The organism is Deltaproteobacteria bacterium, assembly GCA_019308925.1.
GTDB lineage: Bacteria > Desulfobacterota > B13-G15 > B13-G15 > RBG-16-54-18 > JAFDHG01.
In genome coordinates, this window is record JAFDHG010000002.1 from 46,733 (window position 1) to 58,520 (window position 11,788).

Sequence of the window (11,788 nt, forward strand, 5' to 3'; positions counted from 1 at the left end):
GTTTAGGAAATCTTGACATTTTCAGAGGTGACCCTTAATACATAAATATCCCATCTTCATATATGGTCACCCTCTTCCCCGAGGTCAGACATGCTATTACCCTCTTCTTCTCCGTGTTTACAAGGTCCCAGTGGAGGGCTGAGTCGTTAAACCCCAGCTTCCTTTTCTTTTCCTTTGTGAGTTCTGCTGGATTTCCGGCGTAAGTGTCTGAATAGGATGCCCCCAAAGCTATATGGCAGTTCCCGTAACGGCCGCCGTAGTTCTCATCGAATAGGGTGTTGGCCATAAATTTATCAATCCTGGAGAATCTCTTGTCAGTCAAAGAGAATTCCCCGATCCTATTGGCGCCCCTGTCCAGGGATAGCTATTTGATGAGGAAATCTTCTCCCTCCTCAGCTTCTATCTTCGTAGCAGAGCCCTTTGTGAACTCCAACCAAATATCTTTCACATAGTTACCACTTCTGAAGGAGGGCTGGTCCGCATAATAGATCCCTTCAGTACCCCTCCAATCTGGAGATAGAAAGAGTTCAAAACTGGGGACGTTATGCCCGGAGATCCCGATCCACTTTCGTTGTCTCCCTGGGGTTACTAGCAGATCGATATTCTTTGATTGGATGTGATATTCTTTGACCTCCATGCTGTTTAACCATCTCTTAATGGCCATGGCATCTTTGAATATGGTCTCCCACTGTTCAACAGGATCACCTTTGTCTAGGTAACAGGCCTTTGTAACCTGAGCGCTATATTGCCTGAGGGTAAGCCCAGACTGTCTTGCCAGTTCAGGGGTTGGCAGGGTACAAAGGGTCCAACCGTATTTCCCCATTTCTTCTCGTTTCGTCAAGATATCTCGCAGCACTTTTCTCGCCACCAACGTCTTGCCTATTTTTTTCGGATCTATCTCGCTCAGGTGGATGAGAGACTCCGGAGCATATAGATAGATGCTTCCATTTAACTGTTCGCACAATTCCTTTTCACCTGGAGCGAGAAAGACAAGTTGTTTGTTATTGCCCTTCTCGAAAAAATCCCGCTCCATTTTAGCCGTTAGACCTATACGCAAGACCGGATTCTTCCCCATATCAAGAATCTGCCTGTTCAGGATCTCGGCTAGCTTTATCGCTGGTGGATCGAATCTGATCAAAATGATGTCGTTCTTTTTGTATTTTTCTCTCCTTGAAGTCCTTAATCCCCACAACAGGACGTCTGCGTATCTCTCTAGTTGTATTTCTGTAAGCGCCATCTAGGATCTCCTAGTTCCACCCAGCCAAAAGCGTGCTGGCATGTCACGATGTCAACGCCCTTGAATTTCAATTCCTGCCGGGCCTCCTCGCTCAATTTCTGAAAATTGGGTTTTACAAAACACGTTCAGTGTGTCACCGCAATTATGTGGATACTTGAGTCTAGCATCTCCTTTGCGTCAAAAAAGGTGACCCCGAAAAGACGAGTAAAAAGATACAGCCAGTATTGTCAAGGGAAGATCTTTCCCGGATTCAAAATCCCTTTAGGGTCCAACGCCTTTTTAATCCTCTTCATGGCCTCCAGGGCCGCGGGAGATATCTCCATACCGATGTATGGGGCCTTGGTAATTCCCACCCCGTGCTCTCCTGACAGGGTCCCTTTTAGGTCCAAGGTCAACTTGAAGATCTCCTCCACTGCCCCTTCAGCCCTCCTCATCTCCTCCTCCCCCCGACCAATCATGATGGACACATGGATGTTGCCATCCCCCGCGTGGCCGAAACACATGATCTGCAGACCCTCCCTTCGGGCGATCTCCTCCACACCCTTTACCAAGGCAGGTATCTTGCTCCGGGGGACGGTAACATCCTCGTTTACCTTGACAGGGTTCAGGGCATAAGAGGCCTGGGAGAGACAGCGCCGAAGCTCCCACAGCCTCTCCACCTCTTGAAGATTCTCTGCCGCCCTCACCTCTCGTGCTCCTTGGGCCCAACAAATCTCCTCTATCATCTTTACCTGATCATCGACGGCCTTCTGCGGACCATCCACCTCAATCAAGAGGAAGCCACCAGCATCTGTGGGCAAGCCAGCCCCTAGATAGGCCTCTGCACAGCGCAGGGAAGAATTATCCATGAACTCCAGGGCGCTGGGGATGATCCGGGAGCGGATGATCTGCGCCACAGAACTGGCAGCCGCCTCTATCTTTTCAAAGATAGCCAGCAATGTCCCCCTCGCCTCAGGAAAGGGAAGGAGTTTCAGGATAACCTTGGTCACAATCCCCAAGGTCCCCTCTGAGCCCACAAAGAGCTTGGTCAAGTCATAACCCACCACCCCCTTCATGGTCCGGGTACCTGTTTCGATGATCTCTCCTGTGGGCAGTACCACCTCCAGACCCAGGACATAGTCCTTCATCACCCCATATTTCACGGCCCGAGGTCCACCAGCACACTCAGCCACATTCCCTCCTATGGTAGAGTACTTATAACTGGCTGGATCAGGAGGGAAAAAGAGGCCAAGACCCTCCACCTCCTGTTGAAGATCGTAGTTGATCACTCCGGGTTCCACCACAGCGATCAACTCATCCAGGTCAACCTCCAGGATCTTATCAAACTTGGTCATAACTACCACCACACCCCCTGCCACCGGAGTGGCCCCCCCAGTCATCCCAGAACCCGCCCCCCTGGGAATCACCGGGAAGCCGTGCTCATTGGCCAGGACCATGATCCGGGAGACCTGCTCGGGGGTGCGGGGAAAGACCGCCAGATCGGGCAGGGGGCCAGTAGTCTTGGCATCATAGGAGTAACAGACCCTGTCCTCCTCGGCCCACATGACACCTTCTGAACCGATCACCTTTTCTATCTCCCTAATAACCCCCTCTGACAACATAAAAGATCCTCAATGAAAATTCTATAGTAAAAGGACATAACCTGCGGTGTATTCTATGCGGGATCGCAGCATATTTATATACCCTTGGGCGGTCTTTTAAGAACTTTGGGCACTATAAATATAATGGTTATGACCGTAACGATCAAAAACCCAAGTGAAATAGGGTGGGTCAAAAAAATGCTCACATTTCCATCAGACATAATCAGTGCCTGTCGCAGCGCGTTTTCCAGCATAGGCCCCAGTACAAAGGCAATAAGTAGAGGGGCTAGAGGGTAGTCGAATTTCCTCATCACATAGCCCAGGATTCCGAAAAAGAACATAGCTTGCACGTCGAAAAGGCTGTTATCGACGGCATACGTTCCGACAAAGCACAGCAGAAGGATAATAGGGTAGATAATGGCCTCAGGGACTTTGAAGATGTTTCTGGCTGCCCTTATTGAAAGGCTGCCGATGACCAGGTTGCCCAGATTACACACCATCAATCCAATGAAAAGGGCATATATGATATTCCCGTGTTCTTGAAACAGCATGGGGCCAGGCGCTATACCTTGGATCATAAAGGCACCCAAAAGGACCGCTGTTACTATGTCTCCCGGTATGCCCAAGCTAAGAAGGGGAATGAGGGTGGCACCGCAAACGGCACTATTTCCCGACTCAGCGGCTGCAACTCCTTCTAGTTCTCCCTCACCAAATCTTTCGGGATGTTTTGATCCCCTCTGGGCCATTCCATAGTTCAAAAAGGCGGTTATGGTGGACCCAAGCCCTGGTATGGCACCAATAAAAGTACCTAATGCTGTTCCACGAAATATAGTGTGTAAGCACCCACGCATTTCTGACCAGGATATCTTGTTGTCCTCTGGGCGATCTGAGTATTTGAGTGCCATCTGCTGGAGCTTGTCTTTTACTTTGATCTCTACCCTCACGAGTATCTCAGAGATGGCGAAAAGCCCTATCAACATGGGTATTAGACCAATCCCCTTCAGGATTTCTATGTAACCAAAACTGAACCGCGAAGTGCCAGCTACTGGGTCCATACCAACAGTGGCGAAAAGTATCCCCAGTGTAGCAGCAACAAACCCCTTGAGTAGAGATTTGCCCGAAACAGCAGCGATGATGGTGAGAGAAAATAAGACTAAGGAGAAGATCTCAGGGGGGCCGAATTTCAATGCGAGCATGGCTAAGGGAGGAGCTACAAGGATAAGAACAATATCACTGGAGGTGTCCGCCATTACCGAGGAGTACAAGGCCATTTTCAAGGCCTTGAGGGCCTGGCCCTTCTGAGACATGGGAAAACCATCAAGAACTGTGGCCGAGGCGGCTGGAGTTCCCGGAGTGTTTATCAGTATGGCCGAGACTGATCCACCAAACATCCCTCCCTTATAAACCCCCAAAAGCATAGCGATGGCGGGGATTGGATCCATTTTAAAGGTTAAGGGTACCATGAGGGCTGTCGCCATCGTGACGGTAAGACCTGGTATGGAGCCTATAACAATACCCACAGCCACCCCTAACAGGGCAAACATTACATTCTGCCATGTGAGCATCAGTTGTAACCCTATGAGGAATTGCTCCAACATCCCTTACCTCTTTTTACTAAAATTTAGTTAAAGAGGACCCCTCTGGGTAACATGACAAGCATGACCTTCGCAAAAAACAAATACAGAATAAAAGGGAAAATGATTGACAACACGACAACGGTCTTCCACCTTCTCATGCCAAAAGACAACAGGTATATTGGCAAAATTAGGAATGTTGCAGGTAGATATCCTATCAACGGAGTGAGAACCATATAGGCGATAAACAACAATATGGTGATAATAACACGAAGTGGAAAAAGCCTCACTCGCTCCTGTAATGCCTCTCTTTTCTTCACGATGAGGAGCAAACTGAGAAATGCTAGAACAAAGGCAGTAAGCTCGGGCATAAAGGCCGGATTCAGGCCAGTACTGGTACGTTCACTGATCTGTTCCACCTCATAGGGAATGATTATAAAATACAGGGCAAGACTGAAGACGAATAAAATAACACCAATCAGTTGATCATAGGTGAACCGTGTCCTCATTATTTTCCTAACACTTCACGATGCTGTTAATGCAAAACACGAAATCGGGGAGGAGGAATCCTCCTCCCCGAACAATTACTTACTTTTTTCTCAACCCTACTTTCTCCAAGACTTCCCCATAGAAGACCTTTTGTTCTTCCATAATTTTCCGAAAATCCTCGCCACTCATATACGAAATCGGCTCTCCAAGTTTCTTGAACAGAGCTATAAAGGATTTGTCTCCCATAGCCTTCTTAAAACCGTCATGAAGGATCGCCTTTATCTCCGGAGGAGTTCCCTTTGGGACAAAGAACGCACGAGTAGAACTATCAGAGAAATTGATGCCCTTCTCGATTAACGTGGGCACATCAGGTAGTTCAGGGAGCCTTTTCTTTGCAAATACTGCTAGAGGCCTCATCTTTCCTGGTTTTATGTATTGATAACATTCTGAGGGGATGGCCCCGAACAAGGCCACGTGACCGCCGAGAACAGCGGCTGTTGCCTTGGCGCAACCTTTAAAAGGAACGTGAGTCAACTTTACACCAGATGCATAGGCGAAACCCTCCATAGCGATATGGGTGCTCGTTCCAGGACCTGCACTTCCGTACTTGATGGCACCAGGGTTCTTCTTAGCGTAATCAAGGAGTTCATCCAGGCTCTTCCAAGGCTGCTGGGAGCCTTCAACAAGGATCCTCGGGGAATCACTTACCCTGATCAAAGGTTCAAGGTCTTCGAACTTGTAGGGAGTCTTTACCATATAGGGCTTAATAACCGTAACCGCAGGAACGGCGTACAGAAGGGTATACCCATCAGGTTTCGACTGGGCTACATAAGCCGTTCCTACTGCCCCTCCGCCACCCGATTTGGTAACGACGACAACTGGCTGACTGAAATACTGATCGGCCACAGAGGCAATAGCTCTGGCCTGAAGGTCTGTCCCCCCTCCAGCCGAATAAGGAACTATTATAGTGATGGGTTTTTTGGGAAACTTTGCAGGTTCGGCCAGGCATGGAAAGGTAAAAAGCACTGTTATGGCAAAGACAATTAGTAAAGCGGTGAGCAGAATTTTATTGCTTTTCATTTTGTCCCTCCTCATAAATTTGATAGTGACATCGTTGGACTAATTGAACTTTCCCCCAAAGTTCTATTTATGATAGTATCTCATGGGTATCACCCCCTTTCATTATATATATCAGGTGCCTTCTTCCAAAACCATTGTGATTGCACCTTTTGGACACACAGCAGCACATATACCACACCCTTTGCAGTAGTCCAGGTCAATAATAATCTCCCCTGTTACTTTATCACGGGTAATCGCCAGATCCGGGCACAGCAGCCTGCACACATCACATGCCTCACAGCTTACATTCCCCAAACAGCGGGACGCTTCGTATTTAGCCTCCTCGGGCGTCAGCAAGGGATCATGACGTTCAAAATCAATCCTGATCTCCTCATCCCGCGTTCCCCTAGGTTCCGTCTCTCTCACACAGTTTAGATTCAACATCTCTGCTACGCACCCCCCTCAAGATAGCTCATTACCTGCTGTGCCACAATTTTTCCAGATGCCATGGCCTCAACCACTGTAGAGGGACCGCTCACCGCATCTCCTGCAGCAAAAACCCCCTCATATCCTTTTACCTGCCCATCTTTGCCAAGAGCAATTGTCCCCCTCTCTGATACGCTTTTTGCATTCAGAAATGAAAGTTCCGAACGCTGTCCTATGGCAGAAATGATAAAATCACCTTCTACCTCAAAAGGCTCTCCTTCCACAAGCATTGGCGTCCTTCTCCCTAACTCATCCCACCCCAAGTGAGCAGGGACACATCTAAGCCCTTTTACTCTTCCGTTTGTCTTTAACACAGCAATCGGGACCAACTGAAACCTGATTTTAATCCCTTCCCTCTTCGCTTTTTTTACCTCCAGGGGATCAGCCGGCATCTCTTCTTCTTTTTCCAGAGATAGCACCTCCACCACTTTTGCACCGACCCTCAATGCAGAGCGAGCCACATCGATTGCTACGTTTCCTCCTCCAATCACTAGGGTTTTACCCCGTAGTTCAACGTTTTGCCCCGTGTTTGTCCTTTGCAAAAAACTCAGCCAGTCCACATACCCCTCACCCCCTTCCCCATGTATGCCGAGTGTGACCGCTTTGTGAGCTCCCACGGCCAATATTACAGCATCTGCACCTTCACTCTTCAAGGTCTCTAAGGGTATACCCTTGCCAATACGAACCGAGTTGATAAATTGAACCCCTAGCGATCTTATAACACCAACGTCGTGATCGATTACATCCCTCGGTAGACGAAAAGGCGGAATACCCACTCTCAACATGCCCCCAGGTTGCTCAAGGTCGTCCATAATAGTTACTATATACCCATGCATAACTAGCTCAAACCCACACGCAAGCCCCGCAGGACCAGCCCCCACAACAACCACCTTCTTCCCCCGAGCAGGTTGCTTGCGCTCGTTAAGCATCTCCAAAATCTCGTCACGATGATCCATCTCATAATGCACCGCATACCGCTTTAATTCCCTTATAGATACCGGATCGTCCCAACTGCCACCAATACAGGCCTGCTCACAGGGGTGATGACACACATAACCACAAACTGCCGGAAGCGGGTTGTCCTGACGTATCACTAACAGGGCCTCCTTCACCTTCCCTGCCTCGAGCAACTGTACATAATCTCGCACCTGCTGACCAATAGGACATGCACCAACACATGGAGGAAGGACCTCCCTGCTCACTAAATCAGTATTCGTGTAGACATAACCCCGTATGGTATCCTCATCGGTCCTGAGATCAGGCAAAAACTCAGCAGGACATGCCCTCTCACACACACTGCACCGCTGACACCGCTGTCTGTCTACGACTGGCCTGTGCGTCCTTCCAACAACCGCCATCGCTCCCCCCCTAAAGCGAAACCCGCCTCAACAGTTTTGAGGTTTAGATCGCGAAATCTCTCATCCACATTCTCTTTGATGGCCGAAACCAAGGCCTCCTTGCTAACCACACCAGTTATTGCTACCGCAGCACCCAATATTACTATGTTGGCTACCTGTTTCTGATCCAGTTCCTCAATAGCACAGGAGGTCGCAGAAATCCCTACCTGCTTCACACCGTCCAATGTTCGGGGTGAAACCATCCCTTCGTCAAAGAGGACCACCGCATCTGTAGTCGAATCCTCTATATATCTCTCATAGGCTGTCTGAGCCATGGCAATCAGGATATCGGCCTCTATGACATGGGGAAACACAATTGGCTCCTCTGATATAACCACATCAGACCGGGCATATCCCCCTCTGGCCTGAGCTCCATAGGAGCTCGACCCTGCAACCCACTTGCCGTCACTGATAGCGGCATAGCCCAAAATTACTCCGGCCAAGATGATCCCCTGGCCCCCAAACCCACACAAACGCACCTGCTTAAGCTCCACCATGGACGAACTCCCCTGTTATAATCCGATCTTCCAACTCTTCCGGACTGAGTACACCGGCCTCCTCCAAACTGATGCACTGCTCGTGCAACCTCTCCACAATCGCTGCCGGAGTATCCAAACGGTTTCTCCTGCCGAACTGGATCGGGCAGGGTGATAAGACCTCTATGAAGGAAAACCCCTCAGTGTTGATGCCCTTTTTGATAGCGGAAATTACAGAAAGGGGCTGAGTTACGGAAAACCTGGCCACATAGGCCGCCCCAGCTGCCTTCACCAGCTTACAGAGATCAAAGGGACGATATATATTGCCCTCCATGGTCGTGGAGGTTAAAGCGCCCAAGGGGGAGGTGGAGGCTACCTGGCCACCGGTCATGCCGTAGATCATATTGTTGGCACAGATCACAGTTAGATCTATATTCCGACGTGCGGCATGGATGAGATGGTTGCCCCCAATGGAGGTCAAATCCCCATCACCACTGACCACGATGGTGGTCAACTCAGGGTTAAAGAGCTTTGCACCAGTAGCAAAGGGTATGGCCCTGCCGTGAAGCGTATGGAGGGTATCGGCATTGAAATGAGGGCTGGGTATCCAGGCAGCGCAACCAATACCCGAAACAAAAAGCACTCTATCCATATCCAAAGCCAGCTCATCCACAGCCCTCAAGAGTAACCCCATAAGGATTCCATGACCGCAGCCGGGACAGAAAGGGGTTGTCTGCACCTCAGGACGCAGGTACTCCTCAAGATCTCTCGCCATCAGAGAATCCTCCTCATCTCCTCTAGGATGGTATGGGGGTGGATGACCTCTCCATTGGTCTGATTGTAGGTGATCACCTCACAGCAGGCATATTTCATCACCTCACCAGCTACCTGCCCCATGTTCATCTCGGGAACAAAGATCTTTTTTGTCCGCTTACTCACCTCCGCTACCACCCTGTCAGCAAAAGGCCACAGGGTCTTAAGCCGCATCATCCCAACCCGCACACCATCCGACCGCAACCGCTGCACTGCAAAAAGGGCACTGCGCGCAGTAAACCCGTAACTGACAACCAATCCCTCAAGATCATCATCAAGATAGTACCCCTCTACATCCACAATCTCATCCCGGTGGTCCATAACCTTTTTGTGAAGTCTGCTCACCAGCCGCGCATGCACATTAGGATCATCTGTCTTTCGGAAACCATATGCATCATGCGTGGAACCTGTCACCAAAAGCCTCTCCCCCTCACCAAACGACGGCATGGGTGGAATCCCACCCTCTTCCTCCGTATCAAAAGGAGCAGCTCCGGGCCGCTTCACACGATCACATACCTCAACTGTCTCCTTAATAACAATCTTCTCCCTCAAGTGTCCCACAGCCTCATCAGCAAGCACAAAACTGGGGACCCGATATTGCTCTGCCATGTTAAACGCCTTGATTATGAAATCGTACATCTCCTGCACTGACCATGGTGAGTGAGCAATAACCTGATAATCCCCATGAGAACCCCACTTGGTCTGCATGACGTCTCCACTTCCCACCCGAGTGGCCTGACCTGTCCCCGGCCCTGCCCTCTGGATATCTACCACAACGATTGGAGTCTCCGTAAAGGCCGCATATCCAATGGCTTCCATCATGAGGCTAAATCCAGGACCTGAGGTAGCAGTCATGGCCTTCGCCCCTGCCCAAGAGGCCCCGATCACAGAACAAATAGACCCTATCTCATCCTCCATCTGTATGAACACCCCACCACCCTTCTGAAACCGCACCGAAATCCGCTCCATAATCTCACTAGAAGGTGTTATCGGATACCCCGCATAGTACCTGCAACCTGCAGCAATCGCCCCTTCTGCTACCGCCTCATTCCCAGAAAAATAGTAATTGCCAGGAGGAAAAATACTCTGTACAACCCTATACCTCATCGCGCAGCTCCTTAAGAAATTTCACTTAGTTCATCAAACGTCACAGTTAAAGAACTTCTAGCAGCAATTCACTGATATCCCTCAGGATAAGCCCCTTATTGTTGAGAATTATCGCTTTGGAGGCATCTTCAAACATTCCCAAATACTAAGGGCAAGCAACAACTGGAAGTTAACCTTTTAAATACAATAATTCTTTTCCCGAGATCTGTCAAACTACCCCATCTGTAACAAATACATTGTTAAAGATAGGAAAATATAAAAATTTTATGCTAAAATTGTTTAAAAATGGGAGAAGGGGTTCGTAGATGATATGTCACCTCTGCCAGAAGGATTCCCACCTGATCTCTCAAACCATCGGGTACTGCGTTGATTGCATCAGGTCCCATTTTGCCGAGCTTGAGCAGGATATCAGAGAGATCCACATCCGCAACCGATTAAAAGACCACCTGCCTACGGAGCCGCCTCGATCCTCTGAAGGACGCTCCTGCCGGATCTGTGCCCATGAGTGCTGCATACCCCCCGGGGAAAAGGGTTATTGTGGACTATACCAGAATCTGGAGGGGAGGCTTGTCCCCATCACCTCCAGCCGTTTAAAGGGGATAGTCCATTGGTATTACGACGGACTCCCCACCAATTGTTGTGCGGCATGGGTCTGCCCTGGTTGCAGCAGCGCAGGGTACCCCCATTTTTCTTATGCCCCTGGACCGGAATACGGATATAAGAATTTGGCGGTATTCTACGGGGCCTGCAATTTCGACTGCCTCTTCTGCCAGAACTGGACCTACAGGAGGGATCTGGAACAGGCCGTCCCCTCTGGCGTGGAAGACCTGGCCCGGGCCGTCGATAAAAAGACCAGTTGTATCTGCTTCTTTGGAGGGGACCCCACCCCCCAAGTGATCCATGCCTTGCGGACCTCCCGCATGGCCCTGGAAGAGAATAAGGAAAGGGTGCTGCGGATATGCTGGGAGACCAATGGGGGGGTATCCTCCTCTCTGTTAATCCAGATGGCCAGGGTATCTTTGGCCAGCGGGGGTTGCATCAAGGTGGACCTGAAGGCATGGAGCGAGGCGGTGAACCTGGCCCTCTGCGGGGTGAGCAATCGCCCGACCTTAGAGAACTTTCGCCGCCTCGTGGAGTTTCATAAAGAGAGAAGAGAGCCCCCCTTCCTTATCGCCAGCACCCTCCTGGTATCCGGCTATGTCGACGTCTACGAAGTAAGAGGGCTGGCCCGCTTTATCGCCTCCCTCGACCCTGCGATCCCTTACACCTTATTGGCCTTTCACCCCGACTTCCGGATGCGGGACCTTCCCCACACCTCAAGGGAGCACGCCATGGAGTGCCTGGAGGCGGCCCAAGAAGAGGGCCTAATGAATGTCAATGTGGGCAATGTCCATCTGTTGTTGTGAGGTGCCTTTTATTCGTTTTACGGTCTTATTAGCTGAGGTTGTGGCCAGTTGCGTTGAGACTGTCGAAAAAGTCCGAATATGGCATTTTGGTCATTTGTACCCGCTGTAAAATCAAATACTTACAAGCTATTTAGGGCTACGAAATCGCGGATTTTAGGGTTTTT

The 11,788-nt window shown here is 49.8% G+C and carries 10 protein-coding genes and 1 pseudogene; 1 reads left to right on the top strand and 10 read right to left on the bottom strand.

What is annotated here, in order from left to right; genetic code table 11:
* Window positions 1-34: 34 nt before the first annotated feature.
* The 10 genes and pseudogenes from JRI46_00540 to JRI46_00585 all read right to left on the bottom strand — a co-directional run bounded on the left by JRI46_00540 (window position 35) and on the right by JRI46_00585 (window position 10,218).
* Window positions 35-1,237: pseudogene (locus JRI46_00540) on the bottom strand (aminopeptidase).
* 227 nt (window positions 1,238-1,464) lie between these two features.
* Window positions 1,465-2,838 carry an FAD-binding protein gene (locus tag JRI46_00545; GenBank protein ID MBW2038079.1) on the bottom strand — a complete coding sequence of 458 codons (1,374 nt, stop codon included), beginning with the start codon at window positions 2,836-2,838 and terminating at the stop codon, window positions 1,465-1,467.
* 74 nt (window positions 2,839-2,912) lie between these two features.
* Complete coding sequence (locus JRI46_00550) at window positions 2,913-4,415, bottom strand: tripartite tricarboxylate transporter permease (GenBank protein MBW2038080.1); 1,503 nt, start codon at window positions 4,413-4,415, stop codon at window positions 2,913-2,915.
* Window positions 4,416-4,438: 23 nt separating this feature from the next.
* Entirely contained in the window at window positions 4,439-4,900 is a 462-nt protein-coding gene (locus JRI46_00555; protein MBW2038081.1) for a tripartite tricarboxylate transporter TctB family protein, read from the bottom strand.
* Window positions 4,901-4,979: 79 nt separating this feature from the next.
* Window positions 4,980-5,960 (bottom strand): tripartite tricarboxylate transporter substrate binding protein, encoded by a 981-nt coding sequence (locus JRI46_00560; GenBank protein MBW2038082.1) that lies wholly within the window; start codon window positions 5,958-5,960, stop codon window positions 4,980-4,982.
* Between the two features lie 111 nt (window positions 5,961-6,071).
* On the bottom strand, window positions 6,072-6,383 hold the full coding sequence (locus JRI46_00565) for a 4Fe-4S binding protein (protein ID MBW2038083.1): 312 nt from the start codon (window positions 6,381-6,383) through the stop codon (window positions 6,072-6,074).
* Between the two features lie 5 nt (window positions 6,384-6,388).
* A complete protein-coding gene (locus JRI46_00570) occupies window positions 6,389-7,783 on the bottom strand; it encodes an FAD-dependent oxidoreductase (GenBank protein MBW2038084.1) in 1,395 nt (464 codons plus the stop codon).
* Window positions 7,747-8,319, bottom strand: a complete 573-nt coding sequence (locus JRI46_00575; GenBank protein ID MBW2038085.1) for a 2-oxoacid:acceptor oxidoreductase family protein — start codon at window positions 8,317-8,319, stop codon at window positions 7,747-7,749. The genes JRI46_00570 and JRI46_00575 overlap by 37 nt, the downstream gene beginning before the upstream one ends.
* Complete coding sequence (locus tag JRI46_00580) at window positions 8,306-9,073, bottom strand: 2-oxoacid:ferredoxin oxidoreductase subunit beta (protein MBW2038086.1); 768 nt, start codon at window positions 9,071-9,073, stop codon at window positions 8,306-8,308. Before JRI46_00580 ends, JRI46_00575 begins: the two co-directional genes overlap by 14 nt.
* Window positions 9,073-10,218, bottom strand: coding sequence for a 2-oxoacid:acceptor oxidoreductase subunit alpha (locus tag JRI46_00585; protein ID MBW2038087.1), 1,146 nt, complete (start codon window positions 10,216-10,218; stop codon window positions 9,073-9,075). The genes JRI46_00580 and JRI46_00585 overlap by 1 nt, the downstream gene beginning before the upstream one ends.
* Before the next feature lie 305 nt (window positions 10,219-10,523).
* On the opposite strand from JRI46_00585, the gene JRI46_00590 reads away from it, so the two are divergent.
* Entirely contained in the window at window positions 10,524-11,624 is a 1,101-nt protein-coding gene (locus JRI46_00590; protein MBW2038088.1) for a radical SAM protein, read from the top strand.
* Window positions 11,625-11,788: the final 164 nt, after the last annotated feature.

Excerpts from the sequence above, each read along its gene's own strand:
- JRI46_00555 (MBW2038081.1), bottom strand. The coding sequence starts at position 4,900 with ATGAGGACACGGTTCACCTATGATCAACTGATTGGTGTTATTTTATTC.
- JRI46_00560 (MBW2038082.1), bottom strand. The coding sequence starts at position 5,960 with ATGAAAAGCAATAAAATTCTGCTCACCGCTTTACTAATTGTCTTTGCC.
- JRI46_00580 (MBW2038086.1), bottom strand. The coding sequence starts at position 9,073 with ATGGCGAGAGATCTTGAGGAGTACCTGCGTCCTGAGGTGCAGACAACC.
- JRI46_00575 (MBW2038085.1), bottom strand. The coding sequence starts at position 8,319 with ATGGTGGAGCTTAAGCAGGTGCGTTTGTGTGGGTTTGGGGGCCAGGGG.
- JRI46_00545 (MBW2038079.1), bottom strand. The coding sequence starts at position 2,838 with ATGTTGTCAGAGGGGGTTATTAGGGAGATAGAAAAGGTGATCGGTTCA.
- JRI46_00565 (MBW2038083.1), bottom strand. The coding sequence starts at position 6,383 with ATGTTGAATCTAAACTGTGTGAGAGAGACGGAACCTAGGGGAACGCGG.
- JRI46_00550 (MBW2038080.1), bottom strand. The coding sequence starts at position 4,415 with ATGTTGGAGCAATTCCTCATAGGGTTACAACTGATGCTCACATGGCAG.
- JRI46_00590 (MBW2038088.1), top strand. The coding sequence starts at position 10,524 with ATGATATGTCACCTCTGCCAGAAGGATTCCCACCTGATCTCTCAAACC.
- JRI46_00570 (MBW2038084.1), bottom strand. The coding sequence starts at position 7,783 with ATGGCGGTTGTTGGAAGGACGCACAGGCCAGTCGTAGACAGACAGCGG.
- JRI46_00585 (MBW2038087.1), bottom strand. The coding sequence starts at position 10,218 with ATGAGGTATAGGGTTGTACAGAGTATTTTTCCTCCTGGCAATTACTAT.